Source organism: Nocardioides sp. Z50_6 (assembly GCF_058215755.1).
Genome location: NZ_JBZAJB010000003.1, coordinates 359,286 through 379,146, shown reverse-complemented (window position 1 = coordinate 379,146; position 19,861 = coordinate 359,286). Strand labels below are relative to the sequence as shown.

General features: G+C 72.6%; 17 protein-coding genes. 9 read left to right on the top strand and 8 right to left on the bottom strand.

Translation table 11 applies throughout. The features are described 5' to 3' along the window. Positions 1–5: 5 nt before the first annotated feature. From treS to AC4BGE_RS10810, 4 genes are all read left to right on the top strand, one after another. Positions 6–1,727, top strand: coding sequence for a maltose alpha-D-glucosyltransferase (treS, locus tag AC4BGE_RS10825; RefSeq protein ID WP_490575285.1), 1,722 nt, complete (start codon positions 6–8; stop codon positions 1,725–1,727). Beyond that, positions 1,727–3,169 carry a maltokinase N-terminal cap-like domain-containing protein gene (locus AC4BGE_RS10820; protein ID WP_490569037.1) on the top strand — a complete coding sequence of 481 codons (1,443 nt, stop codon included), beginning with the start codon at positions 1,727–1,729 and terminating at the stop codon, positions 3,167–3,169. Before treS ends, AC4BGE_RS10820 begins: the two co-directional genes overlap by 1 nt. Then, entirely contained in the window at positions 3,166–5,037 is a 1,872-nt protein-coding gene (glgB, locus tag AC4BGE_RS10815) for a 1,4-alpha-glucan branching protein GlgB (RefSeq protein ID WP_490575279.1), read from the top strand. The genes AC4BGE_RS10820 and glgB overlap by 4 nt, the downstream gene beginning before the upstream one ends. Positions 5,038–5,130: 93 nt before the next feature. Continuing rightward, a complete protein-coding gene (locus AC4BGE_RS10810) occupies positions 5,131–5,907 on the top strand; it encodes an NUDIX hydrolase (protein ID WP_490569039.1) in 777 nt (258 codons plus the stop codon). 7 nt (positions 5,908–5,914) lie between these two features. Here AC4BGE_RS10810 and AC4BGE_RS10805 read toward each other — a convergent pair whose 3' ends face one another. After that, positions 5,915–6,850 carry a co-chaperone YbbN gene (locus AC4BGE_RS10805; protein WP_490575278.1) on the bottom strand — a complete coding sequence of 312 codons (936 nt, stop codon included), beginning with the start codon at positions 6,848–6,850 and terminating at the stop codon, positions 5,915–5,917. A gap of 87 nt (positions 6,851–6,937) precedes the next feature. Further along, a complete protein-coding gene (locus AC4BGE_RS10800; RefSeq protein WP_490569041.1) occupies positions 6,938–8,146 on the bottom strand; it encodes an acetyl-CoA hydrolase/transferase family protein in 1,209 nt (402 codons plus the stop codon). 152 nt (positions 8,147–8,298) lie between these two features. Here AC4BGE_RS10800 and AC4BGE_RS10795 point away from each other — a divergent pair, with 152 nt between their 5' ends. Beyond that, positions 8,299–9,036 carry an SDR family NAD(P)-dependent oxidoreductase gene (locus AC4BGE_RS10795; protein WP_490575277.1) on the top strand — a complete coding sequence of 246 codons (738 nt, stop codon included), beginning with the start codon at positions 8,299–8,301 and terminating at the stop codon, positions 9,034–9,036. Positions 9,037–9,063: 27 nt separating this feature from the next. On the opposite strand, the gene AC4BGE_RS10790 is transcribed toward AC4BGE_RS10795, so the two are convergent. The 4 genes from AC4BGE_RS10790 to AC4BGE_RS10775 all read right to left on the bottom strand — a co-directional run bounded on the left by AC4BGE_RS10790 (position 9,064) and on the right by AC4BGE_RS10775 (position 12,082). Next, positions 9,064–9,579, bottom strand: coding sequence for a PH domain-containing protein (locus AC4BGE_RS10790; RefSeq protein WP_490569043.1), 516 nt, complete (start codon positions 9,577–9,579; stop codon positions 9,064–9,066). 40 nt (positions 9,580–9,619) lie between these two features. Then, the gene (locus AC4BGE_RS10785) at positions 9,620–9,787 is read right to left on the bottom strand and encodes a hypothetical protein (RefSeq protein WP_490569044.1); all 168 of its coding nucleotides are present in this window, start codon (positions 9,785–9,787) and stop codon (positions 9,620–9,622) included. 130 nt (positions 9,788–9,917) lie between these two features. Continuing rightward, positions 9,918–10,892, bottom strand: a complete 975-nt coding sequence (gene meaB / locus AC4BGE_RS10780; RefSeq protein WP_490575276.1) for a methylmalonyl Co-A mutase-associated GTPase MeaB — start codon at positions 10,890–10,892, stop codon at positions 9,918–9,920. Then, positions 10,889–12,082, bottom strand: coding sequence for an acetyl-CoA C-acetyltransferase (locus AC4BGE_RS10775; protein ID WP_490575275.1), 1,194 nt, complete (start codon positions 12,080–12,082; stop codon positions 10,889–10,891). Before AC4BGE_RS10775 ends, meaB begins: the two co-directional genes overlap by 4 nt. A gap of 129 nt (positions 12,083–12,211) precedes the next feature. Between AC4BGE_RS10775 and mce the strand changes: the two genes are divergently transcribed. From mce to AC4BGE_RS10760, 3 genes are all read left to right on the top strand, one after another. Next, positions 12,212–12,661, top strand: coding sequence for a methylmalonyl-CoA epimerase (gene mce / locus AC4BGE_RS10770; protein WP_490575274.1), 450 nt, complete (start codon positions 12,212–12,214; stop codon positions 12,659–12,661). 185 nt (positions 12,662–12,846) lie between these two features. Continuing rightward, positions 12,847–14,184: a crotonyl-CoA carboxylase/reductase gene (gene ccrA / locus AC4BGE_RS10765; protein WP_490569048.1), complete on the top strand. Its 1,338-nt coding sequence runs from the start codon at positions 12,847–12,849 to the stop codon at positions 14,182–14,184. A 154-nt stretch (positions 14,185–14,338) separates the two neighbouring features. Next, the gene (locus AC4BGE_RS10760; protein ID WP_490569049.1) at positions 14,339–15,562 is read left to right on the top strand and encodes a hypothetical protein; all 1,224 of its coding nucleotides are present in this window, start codon (positions 14,339–14,341) and stop codon (positions 15,560–15,562) included. A 67-nt stretch (positions 15,563–15,629) separates the two neighbouring features. On the opposite strand, the gene AC4BGE_RS10755 is transcribed toward AC4BGE_RS10760, so the two are convergent. Together AC4BGE_RS10755 and AC4BGE_RS10750 are read right to left on the bottom strand one after the other, a co-directional pair. After that, the gene (locus AC4BGE_RS10755) at positions 15,630–16,454 is read right to left on the bottom strand and encodes an alpha/beta fold hydrolase (protein ID WP_490575273.1); all 825 of its coding nucleotides are present in this window, start codon (positions 16,452–16,454) and stop codon (positions 15,630–15,632) included. Positions 16,455–16,456: 2 nt separating this feature from the next. Continuing rightward, positions 16,457–17,218, bottom strand: a complete 762-nt coding sequence (locus AC4BGE_RS10750; protein WP_490575272.1) for a hypothetical protein — start codon at positions 17,216–17,218, stop codon at positions 16,457–16,459. A 194-nt stretch (positions 17,219–17,412) separates the two neighbouring features. Here AC4BGE_RS10750 and AC4BGE_RS10745 point away from each other — a divergent pair, with 194 nt between their 5' ends. Further along, a complete protein-coding gene (locus AC4BGE_RS10745) occupies positions 17,413–19,854 on the top strand; it encodes a helix-turn-helix transcriptional regulator (protein WP_490575271.1) in 2,442 nt (813 codons plus the stop codon). Positions 19,855–19,861: the final 7 nt, after the last annotated feature.

Genomic DNA, 19,861 nt, shown 5'->3' with positions numbered 1-19,861 from the left:
ACGCGATCGAGGAGCGGGGTGCCACCAACGACTTCGAGGACACCAGCAACACCGCCGAGCAGCCCGACTGGTTCAAGCGCGCCGTCTTCTACGAGGTCCTGGTCCGCTCGTTCCGCGACTCGGACGGCGACGGCACGGGTGACTTCCGGGGGCTGATCGAGAAGCTCGACTACCTGCAGTGGCTGGGGGTGGACTGCCTGTGGGTGCCGCCCTTCTTCACCTCGCCCCTGCGCGACGGCGGCTACGACGTCGCCGACTACAACAACATCCTCCCCGAGTGCGGCACGGTCGAGGACTTCCACACCTTCCTCGACGAGTGCCACAAGCGCGAGATCCGGGTGATCGTCGACTTCGTCATGAACCACACCAGCGACCAGCACCCGTGGTTCCAGGCCAGCCGCAGCGACCCGGACGGCCCGTACGGCGACTTCTACGTCTGGTCCGACACCGACGAGCTCTACTCCGAGGCCCGCATCATCTTCGTCGACACCGAGCCCTCCAACTGGACCTACGACCCGGTCCGCGGGCAGTACTACTGGCACCGGTTCTTCCACCACCAGCCCGACCTCAACTTCGACAACCCCGCCGTGCGCCAGGCGATGCTCGACGCGATGGGCTTCTGGCTCGACATGGGCCTGGACGGGTTCCGGCTCGACGCCGTCCCCTACCTCTTCGAGCGGCCCGGGACCAACGGCGAGAACCTGCCGGAAACCCACGAGTTCCTGCGCGAGTGCCGCCGCTTCGTCGACGAGCACTACCCCGGCCGGGTGCTGCTGTGCGAGGCCAACCAGTGGCCCTCCGACGTGGTCGAGTACTTCGGCGACCCCGCGGTCGGCGGCGACGAGTGCCACATGGCGTTCCACTTCCCGGTGATGCCACGCATCTTCATGGCGGTGCGGCGCGAGTCGCGGTTCCCGATCTCGGAGATCCTCGAGCAGACGCCCGAGATCCCCGACAACTGCCAGTGGGGCATCTTCCTGCGCAACCACGACGAGCTGACCCTGGAGATGGTCACCGACGAGGACCGCGACTACATGTGGGACGAGTACGCCAAGGACCCCCGGATGAAGGCCAACATCGGCATCCGCCGCCGGCTGGCCCCGCTGCTCGAGAACGACATCAACCAGATCGAGCTCTTCACCGCGCTCCTCCTGTCCCTGCCCGGCTCCCCCGTCCTCTACTACGGCGACGAGATCGGGATGGGCGACAACATCTGGCTCGGCGACCGCGACGGGGTGCGGACCCCGATGCAGTGGACGCCGGACCGCAACGCCGGCTTCTCCTCGGCCAACCCCGGCAAGCTCCACCTGCCCCCGGTCCAGGACCCGGTCTACGGCTACCAATCGGTCAACGTGGAGTCCCAGCTGTCCAACTCCTCCTCGCTGCTGCACTGGACGCGCCGGATGATCCACGCCCGCCGCCAGCACCCGGCGTTCGGGCTCGGTGACTTCACCGACCTCGGTGGCTCCAACCCCGCGGTGCTCTCCTACGCCCGGGAGCACGTCGACCCGTCGGGTCGCCGCGAGGTGATCGTCTGCGTCAACAACCTCTCGCGCTTCCCCCAGCCGGTCGAGCTCGACCTGCGCCGGTGGGAGGGCTTCGTCCCCGTCGAGCTGCTCGGCGGCGTTCCGTTCCCGGCGGTGGGCGAGATGCCGTACCTGCTGACCATGGGCGGCTACGGCTTCTACTGGTTCCTGCTGACCACCCCGAGCGAGGAGAGCAGCTGATGAGCGTGCATGAGGACCTGGCCGACCTGCTCGCCCAAGCGCGCTGGTTCGGGGGCAAGGGGCGCGACTTCACCGTCACCGGCACCCGGCGGGCCGGCACCCTGGACGGCGAGGGCGTCCACGTGGAGATCCTGCTGGTCGAGGTCACCTACGCCGACGGCGGGGAGCCCGACCTCTACCAGGTGCCCCTGGCCTTCTACGACCACCCGCAGGAGCGGATCGGCCACGCCTTCGTCGGCTCGTGGGAGGACCCGGGGCGCCCGGGTGCCCACCGGCACGTCTACGACGCGCTCCACGACCGCGAGGCGATGGGGCTGTGGCTCCGGGCCTTCGACACGACCGGCCACGGGCACGCCCCCCAGGGACCGCTCCTCTTCCACACCCTGCCGGGGCACGAGATCGACGTGACGGCCCACTCGACCCTGTTCACCGGGGAGCAGTCCAACTCCTCGGTGCGGTTCGGCGAGGACTCCGTGATGAAGGTCTTCCGCAAGGTCACCCCCGGGGTCAACCCCGACATCGCGATCCACGACGTGCTCACCCTCGCCGGCTCCGACCACGTCGCCGCCCTCTACGGATGGCTCGACGTGGTCGACGACGAGGCCGACTCGGTGATCCAGCTGGCCATGCTCCAGCAGTACCTGCGCACCGCGAGCGACGGCTGGGAGCTGGCCCTGGTCAGCGTCCGCGACCTCTTCGCCGAGGGCGACCTGCACCCCGACGAGGTCGGCGGCGACTTCGCCGGCGAGTCGGCCCGGCTCGGGGTGGCCCTGCGCGAGACCCACCAGGTGCTGGCCGAGCACTTCCCGGTCGCCGAGCGCGGCCGCGAGGAGCTGGAGACGCTCTCCGCCGCGATGCACCACCGGCTCGACGACGCCCTGGGCGTCGTCGAGGGCCTGGCGCCGTACGAGTCGCTGCTCAGGGCCACCTACGACCGCATCCCCGCCCTGGAGGGCGTCCGGGTGCAGCAGGTGCACGGCGACCTCCACCTGGGCCAGACGCTGCGCACCGTGCGCGGGTGGAAGATCGTGGACTTCGAGGGTGAGCCCGCCCGCCCGCTGGCCGAGCGCCTGCGCCCGGACTCGGTCTGGCGCGACGTCGCCGGGATGCTCCGCTCCTTCGACTACGCCCCCCGGGTCACGGCGATGAACCATCCCGGCGAGGAGGGCGGCGCCCAGCGCCTCTACCGGGCCAAGGAGTGGTCGACCCGCAACCAGACCGCCTTCCTCGACGCCTACGCGCCCGACGGGCTCAGCGAGGCCGAGCAGACCCTGCTGGCGGCCTACCTGGCGGACAAGGCGGTCTACGAGTCGGCCTACGAGGCGCGCAACCGGCCGGGGTGGGTGGAGATCCCCCTGCAGGCCGTGGCGCAGCTCGCGCAGGACCCCCTTCGCGGCCCGACGGCCGGCGACCACACCGACACGAGCGGAGCGAACGCATGACGGGACCCGGAGAGCTCGACATCCACCTGATCAACGAGGGACGCCACGAGGAGCTGTGGCAGGTCCTCGGGGCCCAGGTCGACCCGACCGGCACCAGCTTCTCGGTCTGGGCGCCGAACGCCCAGGAGGTCCAGGTCGTCGGCGACTTCAACCACTGGGACGGCGCCGCCACTCCCCTGGCCCCGATCGGCGAGTCCGGGATCTGGCACGCCAAGGTGGCGGGAGCCGAGGGCGGGGACCGCTACAAGTTCCGCATTCGCGGGGCCGACGACGTCTGGCGCGACAAGGCCGACCCGATGGCCTTCCATACCCAGGTCCCGCCCGAGACGGCCTCGGTGGTCTTCCGCTCCCGTCACGAGTGGCAGGACCAGGAGTGGATGGAGTCCCGGACCGCCCGCCGGCCGGTCGAGGAGCCGATGGCGGTCTACGAGCTCCACCTGGCCTCCTGGCGCCGGCACCCCGACGGGCGTCTCTACACCTGGGAGGAGATCGCGGACAGCCTGGTCCCCTACGTCCGCGACCTCGGCTTCACCCACGTCGAGCTGATGCCGGTGATGGAGCACCCCTTCGGCGGCTCCTGGGGCTACCAGGTCACCTCCTACTTCGCGCCCACCTCCCGCTTCGGCGACCCGGACGGCTTCCGGCTCCTCGTCGACCGGCTGCACCAGGCGGGCATCGGGGTGATCGTCGACTGGGTTCCGGCCCACTTCCCCAAGGACGAGTTCGCCCTCGCACGCTTCGACGGCACCCCCCTCTACGAGGACCCCAACCCGTCCCGCGGGGAGCACCCGGACTGGGGCACCTACGTCTTCAACTTCGGCCGGCGCGAGGTCCGCAACTTCCTGGTGGCCAACGCGCTCTACTGGCTCGAGGAGTTCCACGTGGACGCCCTGCGCGTCGACGCGGTGGCCTCGATGCTCTATCTCGACTACTCCCGCGAGCCCGGGCAGTGGAGCCCCAACGTGCACGGCGGGCGCGAGAACCTCGAGGCCGTCAACTTCCTCCAGGAGATGAACGCGACCGTCTACAAGCGGGTGCCGGGCGCCTTCACCATCGCCGAGGAGTCGACCTCGTGGCCCGGCGTCACCCGGCCCACCTCCGCCGACGGGCTCGGCTTCGGCTTCAAGTGGAACATGGGGTGGATGCACGACTCCCTGGCCTACGTGCAGCGCGACCCGATCTACCGCGGCCACCACCACGGCGAGCTGACCTTCCCCCTGGTCTACGCCTGGTCGGAGAACTACGTGCTGCCGATCAGCCACGACGAGGTGGTGCACGGCAAGGGCTCGCTGCTGCGCAAGATGCCGGGCGACCGGTGGCGCCAGCTGGCCAACCTGCGGGCCTACCTGGCCTACATGTGGGCCCACCCCGGCAAGCAGCTGCTCTTCATGGGCACCGAGTTCGCCCAGGAGGCGGAGTGGGCGGAGGCGCGCGAGCTCGACTGGTGGCTCCTGGAGCACCCCGAGCACCGCGGGGTCAGCGACCTGGTGCGCGCGATGAACCAGGTCTACCGCGACTCCCCCGCCCTCTACGCCCAGGACAACGACCCGCACGGCTTCGCCTGGCTGGAGTCGCACGACGCCGGGGGCAACGTCTTCGCCTTCGTGCGCCGTGCCCCCGACGCACCCGACCTGGTCTGCGTCACCAACTTCGCGGCGATCCCCCACGAGGGCTACCGGCTGGGGCTCCCCTCCGCCGGGGTGTGGCGGGAGGTCCTCAACACCGACGCGGAGATCTACAGCGGCTCCGGGGTGGGCAACCTGGGGGCCGTGAAGGCGGTCGACGAGCCCTGGCACGAGCAACCCGCCAGCGCCGTCCTCACCCTCCCCCCGCTGGCCACCCTGTGGCTGCGCCCCGAGTCCGAGTGACGCGGTCCGGCCACCCCCGATGACCGGTCGCCACGGCACCGAGGGGCAGGCACGGCGAGAGCGGTCACGCCGGGCGCGGCTAGGGTGACGCACGTGAGCCCCGAACCCGCTGTGGAGACCGTGAGCGAGGGGGTGGCCCGGGTCTCCTGGCCCGCCGGGCTCGCCGCCGGAGACTTCCGCGCCGCGGTGACCCAGATCAGCCTCGTGGTGGAGCGGGCGCTGACCCGGCACGGCCGGGTGGAGGCGTGGGTGGCTCCCGACGACGTCCTGAGCCAGCGCCTGGCCACCTGGGCGGGCATGCACCGCGAGGGTGTGATGCGCGGCGTCCCCGGCGAGACGGGCGAGTCCGGGGACCGCATCGTCTACGCCCGGCTGGCCACCGACGCGCCCCTCAAGGAGCCGGCCGGCTTCCGCGCCCTGCTCAACTCGTTCCTGCCGCGCAAGCGGGCGATCAGCCAGATGCTGCTGCGCGACGAGGCGGGTCGGGTGCTGATGTGCCGCCTGACCTACAAGGTGGACTGGGACCTTCCCGGCGGTGTGGTCGAGGTCGGCGAGTCGCCCCAGCTGGCCGTCGCCCGCGAGGTCGAGGAGGAGCTCGGGCTGACGGTGCCCCCGGGCCGCCTGCTGCTCACCGACTGGCTCCCGTCCTGGGGCGGCTGGGACGACGCGCTCTGCCTGGTCTTCGACGGCGGGACGGTGGCGGCGTCCGTCCTCGACACGGTGGTCCGTGAGGAGCGCGAGATCGCCGGGGTCCAGTTCTGCACCCCGGACGAGGTGCGCCGTCACGCCGCCGACTTCACCGCCCGGCGCGTCGAGTCGGCGCTGGCTGCGCTCGACGGCGGGCCGGGCTACACCGAGTCCGGTCGCTGAGGCACCCTCAGAAGAGCGCGGACGCCAGGTTCTGGCGGCCCTTGAGGACCCGCGGGTCGTCGTTGCCGACGGCGGCGAAGAGCCCGAGCAGGTGGTCGCGGGCCCGGTCACGCTCCGCGCCGGAGGTGCGGCGCACCAGGTCGACGAGGCGGGCGAAGGCGTCCTCGACGTGGCCGCCCAGCATGTCCAGGTCGGCCACGAGGGTCTGTGCGTCCACGTCGTCCGGGGCCTCGGCCGCCGCCGCCCGGGCGGTGGCGAGGTCGACGTCGCGGGTCCGGCGCAGGACCTGGGCCATGGCCAGGCCCGCCGCCGCCTCGGCGTCGGCGGGGTTGGCATCCACCAGCTTCTGGTACTCCGCGACGGCGCGGTCGATGTCGCCCTCACCCAGGGCGTCCTGGGCGGCGGCGTAGCGGGGGTCGACCTCGACGCCCTCCTCGGCCGCCGCGCTGTGCCGGGGCTGGTGCCGGCCGGTGATGCCCTGCACGGTGAGCTGCTGGGCGACCTGGGTCAGCGCCGTGCGCAGCTCGTCGAGCGGGACCACGTCCTGCAGGAGCGGCATCGGCCGGCCGTCGACCACCGCCACCACCAGCGGGATCGACGGGATCTGCATCGCCTGGGCGATCTCGGGGACCGCGTCGACGTCGACGAGGCCCACGAGGAAGCGGCCCTCGAGCTCGTCGGAGAGGGTGCGCAGGTCGTCGGCGAGCTGGCCGCTCTCGGGCATCCTGGTCCGCGAGTAGAAGACCAGCAGCACCGGCGCCGTCATGGACGCCTCCAGCACCCCCTGGAAGTTCGCCTGGTCCACCTCCACGGCGTAGGCGGAGGTGCCGCCTGCCTGGGCCGCACCCCCGGGCGCGGCGCCGGCGGGCCCGGCGGGAGGTGCGGGGCGCTTGAGCGCCGACAGGTCGATGGCCCCGGGACGAGAGAACGGCTGCTGCGTCATGCCCCCATTGTCGCGGACGGGCCGCGGGCCGCGCAGCGGGGTGGGTCCTTTTCGGACTCCCGCGTCCGGATCCCGGCCCGCGGCGCCTCAGGCGAGACCGAGCTCGGCGGCCTCCTCCCAGAGCTCGTCACGCACCGACGGGTGGGCCGCCTGGGTGATCAGGTTGCGGGCCTGCTCGCGCTGGTCGTGGCCGAAGACCTCCGCGACTCCCTGCTCGGTGACCACCGCGCTCATCTGGAACGAGGTCAGCGGCTCCTCGACCATGGCGACGATGGTCGACAGCTCGGCCTTGGGGTGCCAGGACCGCAGCGCGATCAGGGCCTGTCCGCCGACGCTGTGCAGCGCCCCGACGATGAAGTCGGTCTGGCCCCCGAAGCCGGAGTGGATCCGGGCGTTGATCCGCGAGGCGTTGGCCTGGCCGAACAGGTCGACCTGGAGGGCGGTGTTGACGCTGGTCATCGCGTGGTTGCGGGCGATCCGCGCGGGGTCGTTGGTCGTCTCGGTGCGCAGCATCTCGATCCGGGGGTTGCCGTCGACCCACTCCAGCAGCTCCTCGGAGCCGAAGAGGAACGAGGAGCGGATCGGCACGGAGGTGTCCAGCGCCCCGGCCCGCTCCAGGGCCAGCACGCTGTCGGAGAACATCTCGGTCCAGATCTTCAGGCCGGTGCGCCCGGCGAGGCCGTGCATGGTGGCGTCCGGAACGGCGCCGATGCCCGCCTGCATGGTCGAGCCGTCGCCCACCCGCTCGGCCACCAGGGAGCCGATCAGGGCCGCCGTCTCGTCGACCGGCAGGCCCGCCGCCGTGGGCAGGGCGCCGTCGGCGGTCACCATCAGGTCGATCTGGTCCACCGGGACCAGGGCGTCGGCGTGGGTCCAGGGCATCTCGGAGTTGACCTGGGCGATCACCTTGCCACCGTGGGCACGAGCCGCCTCGATCGCGGCCGGCAGCACGTTGACCTCCACCCCGAGGGAGACGAAGCCGTCGCGCGGCTCGGTGGTGTGAAGCACGACGAGGTCCGGCACCATCAGGCTGTGGAAGAGGGTGGGGACCAGGGAGAGCCGCGACGGCACGTAGCGCAGGCGGGGGCTGCGTCGCTGACCGGGACCCACGAACGACGTCTCGAGCATCACCCCCTCACGGTCCGGTAGGCCCGGCTGGCCGTTGAGCGCCCAGAGGCGGTAGCGGTCGAGCCCGGCGTCGACGAGGCCCAGCAGATGCCAGGGGGTCGCGTGGTTGCCGGTCACCACGACACGGGGGTTCTCGGGCAGGGAGGCGAGGAGGTCCTTGAGGGTCACCCGAGCATTCCATCAGGTCTGGACCTGCACTTCCCAGCGACCCACGCACGATGGTAGAAACACCGCACCCGCCTGCTGCCGCAAGACGGGTCATGCCGCACCCGCACGACCGGCTTCTGCTGCCGTGCGTCGGACTTCCTGGAGGGGATGTCGTGATCGACATCGGCTTTGACTTCACCTCTCGACACGTCCTGGTCACCGGCGGCTCCCGTGGTCTCGGCCTGACGGTCGCCCGTGCCTTCCTGGCCGCCGGCGCCCGGGTGTCGGTGACCGGCTGCAAGATCCTGCCGTCGCTCTACGACGCCGACCTGAGCCGCTTCGAGTACCACCAGCTCCGGCTGACCAGCAGCGACGCCATCGACTCCTTCGTCGACCGCATCGGCGCCATCGACGTCCTGGTCAACGCCGCCGGCGCCCGGCTCGACAACACCCTGGAGGCCCACGAGCGCGAGTTCATGGCCCACTCCGCCCGGCTCGGCTTCGTCGGCCCCCTGCGGCTCACCCACCAGCTCCGCCAGCGTCTGTACTCCTCCCCCCTGGGGGGATCGGTGGTCCACACCAGTGCCACCCAGCGCTGGCTGGAGCTGACCCAGACCCCGGCCGACGCGCAGGCCGAGCTGGAGGCCCACACCGAGCGCACGGGCCGGGCCTGGTCCCGCCTGGGGGCGCGCGTCAACACCGTGCTCTGCTCGTCGCGCGTGAGCGTGCCCAGCCAGTCGCGTCACCCCGTGGCGGCGGCCCCGGCCCACGAGGGATCCCTGCTCACCCGCCGCAAGGTGGCGGCCTCGACGGCCACCGCGGAACAGGTGGCGACGGTCGCGCTCTTCCTGGCCAGCAGCGGCGGCCGGTCGATCACCGGGCAGACCCTCCAGGTCGACGCCCACCACTGAGACGGCCCACCTCGCCCGGCCGGGCTCTCAGTTGATGACCTTCGGCCCGCGCAGACCGGATCGCTGGACCACCCGCTGGATGGCGTGGTCGCGCTCGTTGGGCCGGCCGACGAAGCGGATGTCGCGCAGTCCCTGCTCCTGGGCCGCGGACTCGAAGCAGAAGTGCCCGTAGCCGAGGAGGCGTCCCACGAACGGCTTGCTCACCGTGATGTCGAGGATCCGGGAGAGCGGCATCGTGGCGTGCTGGCGGGAGAGCACACCGTGCACCCGGAAGACCCGCATGTTGGTGATCACGAACCGGTCCATGTGCTCACCCAGGGCCAGCCACACCGCGTGCAGGGCGACGGCCGCGGCCACCAGCATCGGCAGCCACGCCAGGTCGACGCGGACGAACGGCGTGGTCGCCAGCAGGGCCCCCGCCGCCAGACCCTCCAGCGCGGCGCGCACGTAGGCCGTCCAGTGGTGGCGGACCTCGTCGACGACCACCTCGCCCTCGTCGCGCAGGAGGTACTGGCCGATGTCGGGGTCGGTGAGGAAGCCCATCACGGCCGTCCCGGGAGCCGACCCCCGAGGCGCCGGTCCATCACAGGGCGCCGAAGAAGTCGATGATCGCCTCGAAGAGCGAGACGAGCAGCTGCCAGACCGTGGTCGCGGTGGCCTCCGCGGCCCGGGCCAGGCCGCTCGGGTCGGTGAACATCCAGAACCCGAGGAAGACCACGAGCAGGACGAGGAACGTCTTCTTGGGGTTCATCTCCGGGACTCCGTCCGGTTCAGGTCACAGATCGACCCATTGGTACCAGTCGCAGGACCGGGGAGCGGGGAGGCGCGCGGCCCGATCTCGCGCTCTCGCCGCCGACTCCCCCACCAGTCGCCGGCCGCGACTACAGAGCGGCCAGCAGCCGGTCGCCGGCGGCGTACGGATCGAGCCGCCCGGCCGCCACGTCGTCGGCGAGGGCGTCGAGCGAGGCGTGCCCGTGCAGGCCGGCCCAGCGGCCGCGCAGGGCGGCGACCGCGATCGCCTCCACCTCGCGGCGGGCGCGGCGACGGCGCCTGTCCTCGCGCGCCCCGGAGGACCGCGACCAGGCCAGGTGGGCCTCGAGCTGCTCCACGACCTCGGGGATCCCCTCCCCCGCGCGGGCGACGGTGCGGACGATCGGCGGGCGCCAGTCGCCCTCGGCGCGCTGGGTCATCGCGAGCATGGCGCGCAGGTCACGGGCGACCTGGCCGGCGCCGTCGCGGTCCGCCTTGTTGACGACGTAGAGGTCGCCGATCTCCAGGATGCCGGCCTTGGCGGCCTGGATGCCGTCGCCCATCCCGGGGGCCAGCAGCACCACCGTGGTGTCGGCGAGCCCAGCCACCTCGACCTCGCTCTGACCGACGCCCACCGTCTCCACGAGCACCACGTCGAAGCCGGCGGCGTCCAGCACCCGCACGGCCTGGGGGGTCGCCCAGGAGAGTCCGCCGAGGTGACCTCGTGACGCCATCGACCGGATGAAGACGCCGGGGTCGGTCGCGTGGTCCTGCATCCGCACCCGGTCGCCGAGCAGAGCTCCCCCGGAGAACGGGGAGGAGGGGTCGACCGCCAGGACCCCCACCCGGCGCCCGGCCCGGCGCAGCTGCCCGACCAGGGCGCTGGTCGAGGTCGACTTCCCCACCCCTGGCGACCCGGTGAGGCCGACGACGTGGGCCCGGCCGGAGTGCGGCGCGAGCGCGGCCATGGCCTCGCGGAGCAGTGGCGACTCGTCCTCGACCAGCGAGATGAGCCGGGCCACCGCCCTCGGGTCCCCCCCGCGCGCGCCGGAGACGAGAGCGGGGACCGACGCCGTGCGGCGTCGGTCCCCGTTCGTCGGTGTCACGCCTGCGGCACCCGGATGATCAGCGCGTCACCCTGACCGCCACCGCCGCAGAGCGCGGCCGCACCGAGGCCACCGCCGCGACGCTTGAGCTCGAGGGCGAGGTGGAGCACGATCCGGGCACCGGACATGCCGACCGGGTGACCCAGGGCGATGGCGCCGCCGTTGACGTTGACCTTGTCCTCGTCGACGCCGAGCTCGCGGGCCGACGAGATGCCGACCGCGGCGAAGGCCTCGTTGATCTCGAACAGGTCGATGTCCTGGACCGAGACGCCCTCCTTCTCCGCGGCCTTGACGATCGCGGCGGCGGGCTGCAGCTGCAGCGTCGAGTCGGGGCCGGCGACCTGGCCGGAGGCGCCGATCTCGGCGAGCCAGGTCAGGCCCAGCTCCTCGGCCTTGGCCTTGCTCATCACCACGACGGCGCAGGCCCCGTCGGAGATCTGCGAGGCGGAACCAGCGGTGATGGTGCCGTCCTTGGAGAACGCCGGACGCAGGGCACCGAGCGACTCGGCGGTGGTCTCGGCACGCACACCCTCGTCGGTGTCGACGGTCACCTCGCCGCGGCGCGACTTGACGACGACGGGCACGATCTCGTCGTCGAAGACGCCGTCCTTCTGGGCGACCGCTGCCAGCGTGTGGCTGCGGGCGGCGAAGGTGTCCTGCTCCTCGCGGGTGAGGTTGGCCGAGGCGGCGTTGCACTCCTCGGTGAGCAGGCCCATGGCCTGGCTGGTGAACTGGTCGAAGAGGGCGTCGTAGGCCATCGAGTCGACGAGCGGGGTGTCGCCGTACTTGAAGCCCTCGCGGGACTTCAGGAGCAGGTGCGGGGCCTGGGTCATCGACTCCATGCCGCCGGCCACCACGATCTCGTGCTCGCCCGCGCGGATCAGCTGGTCGGCCAGCGCGATCGCGTTGATGCCCGAGAGGCAGACCTTGTTGATGGTGAGCGCGGGGACGCTCATCGGCACCCCGCCCTTGACCGCGGCCTGGCGCGCGCTGATCTGGCCGGTCCCGGCCTGGATGACGTGGCCCATGATCACGTACTCGACCTGGTCGCCGGTGACACCGGCCCGCTCGAGGGCGCCCTTGATCGCGACACCGCCCAGCTCGGCCGCGGACTGGTCCTTGAGACCACCGAGGAGGCGTCCGATGGGGGTGCGTGCCCCGGCGACGATGACGGAAGTGTGGCTCGACATGCTGGGAAGCCTCCTGTGCTGGCGGGTGAAGTCGTGGCGAGCCTAACCCCACCACCGGCCACCCCCACGGGTGTCCCTGATGTGGACCTCCCGGCCCTGCGCCCACGGCGACAGGTGAACATAGGCCTCATGAGCGCACCCCTGGAGATCCCCGACCACCTGTTCACCGCCATCGACCACGTGGGCATCGCCGTCCCCGACCTGGACGAGGCGATCGCCTTCTACCGCGACACCTTCGGCATGCGGGTGACCCACGAGGAGACCAACCAGGAGCAGGGCGTCCGCGAGGCCATGGTCGCGGTCGGCGACTCCGGCTCGGCCATCCAGCTCCTGGCCCCCCTGGACGAGACCTCGACGATCGCGAAGTTCCTCGCGCGCTCCGGGCCGGGCCTCCAGCAGCTCGCCTACCGCGTCACCGACGTGGAGGCGGTCAGCGAGATCCTGCGCAGCCGCGGCGTCCGCCTCCTCTACGACGCACCCCGGCGCGGCACGGCCGGCTCCCGGATCAACTTCGTGCACCCCAAGGACGCCGGCGGGGTCCTCGTCGAGCTGGTGGAGCCCGCAGGCGAGGGCCACTGAGCGCCTCACCGGAGCCGGACGGGACGATCGGCACACTGCTTCTGTGCGCTCCGCCGTGGTCGGCCGGCGCCCGGACGGCCTAGCGTAGGTATGACGTGGCCCACAAAGGGTTACAGCACGGTTACCGGCGGGTAATCTTCCGCCCACCACTCCCCGCGTGACCCCAGTTCTAGGAGACCAGACAAGTGCAGAACATCCTCGATGCCATCCTCGCCGGTGACACGGCGCCGGAGGACTTCGCCAACCTCGAGCTGCCCGAGTCCTACCGTGCCGCGACGGTGCACAAGGACGAGGTCGACATGTTCGAGGGCGTGGCCACCCGGGACAAGGACCCGCGCAAGTCGCTCCACGTGGAGGACGTCGCCATGCCCGAGCTCGGCCCGGGCGAGGCGCTGGTGGCGGTGATGGCCAGCGCCATCAACTACAACACCGTGTGGACCTCGATCTTCGAGCCCGTCTCCACCTTCGGCTTCCTGGAGCGCTACGGCCGTCTCAGCCCGCTGACCAAGCGCCACGACCTGCCCTACCACGTGGTGGGCTCGGACCTCTCCGGCGTCGTCCTGAAGACCGGGCCGGGCGTGACCAAGTGGAAGCCGGGCACCGAGGTCGTCGCGCACTGCCTCTCGGTCGAGCTCGAGGGCCCCGAGGGCCACGACGACACGATGATGGACCCCGAGCAGCGCATCTGGGGCTTCGAGACCAACTTCGGGGGCCTCGCCCACGTCGCCCTGGTCAAGGCCAACCAGCTCATGCCGAAGCCGGCGCACCTCACCTGGGAGGAGGCCGCCTCCCCCGGGCTCGTCAACTCCACCGCCTACCGCCAGCTGGTCTCCAAGAACGGCGGCGCCATGAAGCAGGGCGACAACGTCCTGGTCTGGGGCGCCTCGGGCGGTCTCGGCGGCTTCGCCACCCAGTACGCCCTCAACGGCGGCGCCACCCCGATCTGCGTGGTATCCAACGAGGAGAAGGCCAAGATCGCCCGCTCCATGGGAGCCGAGCTGATCATCAACCGCTCCGAGGAGAACTACCAGTTCTGGAAGGACGAGCACACCCAGGACCCGAAGGAGTGGAAGCGGTTCGGCGCCAAGATCCGTGAGCTCACCGGCGGCGAGGACATCGACATCGTCTTCGAGCACCCCGGCCGCGAGACCTTCGGCGCCTCGGTCTACGTGACCCGCAAGGGCGGCACCATCACCACCTGCGCCTCCACCACGGGCTACATGCACGAGTACGACAACCGCTACCTGTGGATGAACCTCAAGCGGATCGTCTCCTCGCACTTCGCCAACTACCGCGAGTCGTGGGAGGCCAACCGGCTGATCGCCAGGGGCAAGATCCACCCGACCGTCTCCAAGACCTACACCCTCGACGAGGTCGGTCAGGCGTCGCTCGACGTCCACCGCAACGCCCACCAGGGCAAGGTCGGCGTCCTGTGCCTCGCGCCCCAGGAGGGCATGGGCGTGCGCGACGAGGAGATGCGCGCCGAGCACATCACCGCCATCAACCGGTTCCGCGGCGTCTGAGCCCACCTCCCCCACGGCGGGACGCGCACCCCGGTTCGCGAGCGACTTCTCACACCGAGATGTCCCGCGAGCCGGGGTGTTTCCTGTTGGGCCGATCCGTCACACTGGGGGTCAGCACCGAGCACGCACCGACCCCAGAAAGGGTGCCCCGCACATGAGCCGCGACGAGGGCCTGTCCATCTTCGACCAGGACGACTCCACAGATCCCTCCGACGACGCGCCCACCCAGCGCATCGACGTCGTGCCCGGGACACCCGCGTCGGCGACTCCCGCGGCCGAACGCACCCAGGTGCAACCGGCGGTGCCCACCGCTGCGGCCCCGGCTCCGGCCCGGCCGAGTCCCACCACGAGCGCCACGAGCATCCCGGGGGGCACGGCGCTGCCGACGCTCCCGACGCTCCCGATGGTGCGTCGTGGCGGCTACGACAAGGAGGCGGTCGACCAGGCGCTGAAGCGCCTGCTCGCCGAGCGGTCGGCGGCAGCCACGGCCCGCACCGCCGCCGAGCAGCGGGTCCGGACGCTCGAGGAGGAGATGGAGCAGCTGCGCCGCTCCCTGGCCGAGGCGGAGAACCCGACCTACGCCGGCCTGGGGGGCCGTGCCGCGTCCATGCTCAAGCTGGCCGAGGACGAGGCGGCCGACGTCCGCGCGGCTGCCGAGCGCGACGCCCAGGACATCCGCGACCAGGCGCACCGCGACGGACGCGCCATCAAGGCCGAGGCGGCCCGCGAGGCCGAGGACATGCGCATCGTCCAGCTCAAGGAGCTGGAGGAGAGCCGCACCCGGATCCTGGCCGACGCCGAGCAGGAGCGGTCCCTGGCCCGCAGCGAGGCCGAGGACCTCCGCGCCTCCGCGCAGCGCGAGGCCGAGCAGCTCCGGCTGGCGGCCCAGCAGGAGACCAACGACCTGCGCACCACCGCCAAGCGCGAGGCCGAGCAGGCCCGCGCCGCCGCCGACCGGGAGGTGCAGGAGGCCCGGCGCACCCTGGCGGTGGAGAAGGAGCGCCTGGCCCGGGAGGCCACCGAGCACCACTCCAACGCCACCGCGGAGACGGCCCGCCTGGTCAAGGAGGCCGAGGAGCGCGCCACCGCCGCCGAGAAGCGGGCCCGCGAGGCCATCGCCCAGGCGACCAGCCAGCGTCAGCAGGCCCAGACCGAGGCCGACGCGATGCTCGCGAGGGCCCGGCGGGAGGCCCAGCAGATCGTCACCTCCGCCAAGACCCAGGCCGAGTCGATCGCGGCGAGCGGACACGCCGAGGCGGAGCGCGAGCTGGCCGCCATCAAGGCCGAGGTCGACCGGATGTCCAAGCGCCGCGACGCGATCACCGCCCAGCTGGGCGCCCTGCGCGACGTGGTGGCGGGCTTCGCCTCCGACGAGTAGTCCTGACCGGGTCCTGGCGGGGCGCCGGGTCCTGGCGGGGCGCCGGGTCCTGGCGGGGCACCGGCTCCTAGCGGGGCGCCGGGTCGAGGCCGAGGAAGCGCGAGAGCACCTCGAAGAAGACCTCGGGCCGCTCGGAGTGGACCCAGTGCCCGGCGTTCTTCACCGTCACCCGCCGCGCCCGGGGGAAGAGGCGCTCCATCGCGTCCGCGTGCTCGTCGCGGACGTAGTGGGAATCCGCGCCGGCCACCCAGAGCACGGGCCCGTCGTAGGGCGGCAGGTCGGCGGCGGCTGCCTCCGGCCACCCCCCGATCACGTCGAGCCGGCGCCCCAGCAGGTCGAGGTTGAGCTGCCAGCGCCACCCGTCGCCGTCCCGGCGCAGGTTCTGCAGCAGGAAGCTGCGCACCGCGGGGTCGGGGACGGCGGGGGCCAGCAGGTCGTCCGCCTCGTCACGCCGGCCGAGGCCGTCGAGGTCGATCGCCAGCATCGCCTCGACGAAGCCGGCGAACTCCCCCACCCGCTGGTAGACGACGGGGGCGATGTCGACCACGCAGAGGCGCTCGACCCGCTCGGGATGACGCAACGCCGCCAGCATCGCGACCTTCCCGCCCATGGAGTGCCCGACCAGGGCGCCCGGGGCGGCGGGGTCGAGGAGCCCGGCGACCCGGTCGGCGTCGGCGACCAGGTCGACGTCGGGGGTCCAGGGAGACCGGCCGTGGTTGGGCAGGTCGACCAGGGTGACCCGGCGTCCGGCCGCGGCGGTCCGCTTGCCGATCCCGGTCCAGTTGCGTCCCTGGCCGAAGAGGCCGTGGCAGAAGACCACGGGTGCACCGCTGTCGCCGAGGTCGAGAGTGTGCAGGTCGTCGTGGCCCCCCGCGGGGGTCTGCGGCGCCACGCTCAGAAGTCGAAGCCGTCGAACAGGTCGCCGAGGCCCTCGCCGATGCCGCCCAGCATGTCGCCGACCCCCTCGCCGAGGGCGCCGAGGCCATCGCCCAGCCCGTCGAGGCCGCCGCTGAACATCATGCCCATGAACATCCACTGCATGGGCCCGAAGCCGCCGTAGTAGCCCATCGCGTAGGGCTGGTAGGCCCGGCCCCCCTGCCAGTACGGGACCCGCTGGGTGCCGACCATCACCTTGCGCACGTCCGGCTCGGCCCCGGCGCGGACGCGCTCGGCGTCCAGGGCGCAGGCCGGGACCTCACGGGGGGCGCCACCGGGGGGCGTCCAGGAGACGTCACCGACGGAGAGCCCGTGGCGCGGGTCGAAGAAGCAGGGCGGACGGCGCGTGGGCAGCGGCTCACCGGCGACCCGGGCCCGGACGCACGCCATCGCGTAGCGACCGTCCTCGAGGATCTGGGTGACGTTCTTGACCTGGTCGGGCGCGGTCAGCCTCTCGGTGGCGGCCTTGGCCGACTCGTAGTCGTCCAGGGCCCGCTGGTAGTCGGCGCGGGCTCCGGCGTCGAGCTCCCGGCCGCTCATGTCCAGGTCGAGCTCCTGAAGCTCCACGCCCAGGGCGGTGACGTCCTCGTCGACCAGCTGCCGGACCGGGGCGAGCTCGGCCGCGGCCTTCTGCTCCTGGCGACGGCGCGAGGCACGGGAGCCGACCACGACAGCTCCGACGGCGGCCGCGACGATCAGCAGGACGAGGAGGAGATCCATGACTCCAGCCTACGCGGGCGACGGAAGGACGTGGGGTCCTCGACCGGTGCCGGCCGGGCCCTGCTCACGGGGTCCGGCCCGTCCCCCGATCGGGCCGGCTCCCCTGAGCGTGCCTCCACCCTCTCCCGCGCCGGGGCCGGTGCGCATCCGTAGTCCTACGTAATCGCCACGCGGATAGCGATAAGATCCCGGAGATGCTGACACCGTGCGTGGGCAGGGAGGAGACCCGGGCAGCCCTGGAGGGCGCCCTGGCGTCCTCACGCTGGGTCAGCCTCGTGGGCCCTCCGGGATGCGGCAAGACGCTCCTGGTGCGTCACCTGATGCACGGCCGGCGAGACGTCGCCTGGGTCAACGCCGCAGGTCTGCGCCGCACCGAGGACGTGCTCGTCGCCTGCCTGCGCGTGCTGGACGCGGAGTCCGCCCCCGGGGACAGCCTCGAGGGAGCGCTGCGTCGCGCGGTGGACGGCACCGACACGGTCCTGGTCGTCGACGGGCTCGAGGGTGGTCACGAGGAGCTGGGCGCCTGCCTCCAGCAGCTGGTCGAGACGACCAGCTGCGTACGCCTCGCGGTGACCGCGCGCGGCATGTCCGGACAGCCGCTGGAGCACGTGCTGCGCCTGGGGCCCCTCCCGGTGCCGGGCCCGCGGGACCCGCTGGCCGGACCGGCCTTCGAGCTGTTGTGCACCCGGATCGCCTCGGCCGGCGGCCGCACCCAGGACCTGGTCGGGCACGAGCCCGCGGTACGCCGCCTGCTCCGGGCGACGGGCGGTCTTCCGCTGATCATCGAGCAGACGGCCGTCCAGATCGCCCTGCTCGGCGTCACCAACGCCACCCCGGCCGCCTCCCTGGCCACCGCGGTGCAGGGCTCCTACGACCTGCTCGACCCGGCTCGGCAGCGGTGCTTCCGGCGGCTCTCGCTGATGCAGTTCCCGGTCTCGATCGAGGTGCTGGGCGCGATCACCGGGACGGACCGCGCGGAGGCGGCCTCGCTGGCCGCCGGGCTGGCCCGGGCCAGCCTGGTGGAGGTCCTGCCCGACGGCCGGTTCGACATGCTCTCCCCCATCCGGCACCACGGCGCCCGGCTGGCCGACGAGCACGGGGACGGGCCCGAGGCCCTGCGGGCCCTGATGGCCTGGGCGGACCGGGTGGCCCCCGACCACACCAACTTCGGCGCCGGGGACGCGCCCTGGTTGCCCGACCTCCCGGCGATGCGCGCCGCCATCTCGGCGGCTGCCGCGGACGCCGAGACCCGCGACCTCGGCTACCAGCTGGCCAACCGCGTCTTCTCCTCCCTCTACACCGCGATGCGGGCCCGGGAGGCCGTCGAGATCCTGGAGGGGGTGCTGGTCAGCGGCGACGGGCCTGGAGCCATCGGCGCCCAGGTCGCCCGTCGGGCGGGCATCGCGGCCTCCGAGGTCCGGGGCACCTACGAGGGACTCTGGCTGCTCGACCGCGCCGACGAGCACGCCCGGGCCGCCGCCGAGCCCTCGCTGGAGCTCGCGCGCACCGCCTCGATCCGGGCCGAGATGCACCTGGACGCCGGAGACTTCACGCGCGCCGAGGCCGAGGCCCGCCGCGCCATGGAGCTGGACACCACGGGGCGGCTGATCGGCAGGCAGGCGACCCGGACCCTCGTCGACGTCCTGGTCTCGCGGGGCGAGCTGGCCGCGGCCACGCTCCTGGCCGGCGAGATCATCCCGACCCACGACGGCAACGACGAGCCGTGGATCAGCCTCTCGGCCCGCACCCTGCTGGGTCGGGTGGCCCTGGAGCAGGGACGGCTCGCCGAGGCCGAGGCGGCCGCCCGCACGGTGGTCGCGGCGTCCCGGGAGCTGGCCGAGGACCGGGTCCGGCTGCTGGCCGAGACCCTGCTGCGCCAGGTCGATCCCGACGCCCCGGTCACCACCACCGACCGGGAGAGCCTGCCCTGGGCGGTGCGGCTCCCGGTGCTCGTCCAGGACGCCCGGGACCTGCTGGAGGCCGGGGACGCGGCCCACGCCGCGGGACTCGCCGCCGACGTCGTGGTCCTGGCCGACAGCAGCCTGCTGGGTCGTGACGCGGTGGAGGCCAGGCTCATCCTGGCCCACGCGCTGCTCGCCGAGGGGGACACGTGCCAGAGCACCCACACCCTGCTGGCCGGGCTCGAGCGCACCGTGACGATGCCGATGCCGCTGCGAGCCGCCGACGTGCTGGACGCCCTGGGCGCGATCGCCGCGCCCGCGGACCACCGCGACGCCCGGCATCTGGCGGCCGCGGCGACCGAGCTGCGGCGGCCCCGCCATGCGGTCCCCTGGGGCTTCACGGCGAAGTGCCGCACCGTCCCCGGACGGTCCGCGCCGACGGGGTGGGTCGAGGACGGGCACCTGAGCACGACGGGGCTGGGCGAGGTCAGCGCCCTGATGACCGCGCTGGTGCAGCCGGGCGCGGCCCCCGAGGGGCCCTCCCCCCTCGGGCAGCTGACGCCGGCGGAGCGGGAGGTGGCCGACCGGGTCGCCCACGGCCTGACCAGCCGCCGGATCGCGGAGGAGCTCTTCGTCTCCCCCAGGACGGTGGACACCCACCTGACGAACATCTACCGCAAGCTCGGGATCAACACCCGGGCCCGGCTCGCCGCGATGGTGGCCGACACCCGCTGAACGGGCC

Excerpts from the sequence above, each read along its gene's own strand:
- AC4BGE_RS10790 (WP_490569043.1), bottom strand. The coding sequence starts at position 9,579 with ATGGGCTTCCTCACCGACCCCGACATCGGCCAGTACCTCCTGCGCGAC.
- AC4BGE_RS10775 (WP_490575275.1), bottom strand. The coding sequence starts at position 12,082 with ATGTCGAGCCACACTTCCGTCATCGTCGCCGGGGCACGCACCCCCATC.
- AC4BGE_RS10805 (WP_490575278.1), bottom strand. The coding sequence starts at position 6,850 with ATGACGCAGCAGCCGTTCTCTCGTCCCGGGGCCATCGACCTGTCGGCG.
- AC4BGE_RS10745 (WP_490575271.1), top strand. The coding sequence starts at position 17,413 with ATGCTGACACCGTGCGTGGGCAGGGAGGAGACCCGGGCAGCCCTGGAG.
- AC4BGE_RS10820 (WP_490569037.1), top strand. The coding sequence starts at position 1,727 with ATGAGCGTGCATGAGGACCTGGCCGACCTGCTCGCCCAAGCGCGCTGG.
- glgB (WP_490575279.1), top strand. The coding sequence starts at position 3,166 with ATGACGGGACCCGGAGAGCTCGACATCCACCTGATCAACGAGGGACGC.
- mce (WP_490575274.1), top strand. The coding sequence starts at position 12,212 with ATGAGCGCACCCCTGGAGATCCCCGACCACCTGTTCACCGCCATCGAC.
- AC4BGE_RS10785 (WP_490569044.1), bottom strand. The coding sequence starts at position 9,787 with ATGAACCCCAAGAAGACGTTCCTCGTCCTGCTCGTGGTCTTCCTCGGG.
- AC4BGE_RS10750 (WP_490575272.1), bottom strand. The coding sequence starts at position 17,218 with ATGGATCTCCTCCTCGTCCTGCTGATCGTCGCGGCCGCCGTCGGAGCT.
- AC4BGE_RS10760 (WP_490569049.1), top strand. The coding sequence starts at position 14,339 with ATGAGCCGCGACGAGGGCCTGTCCATCTTCGACCAGGACGACTCCACA.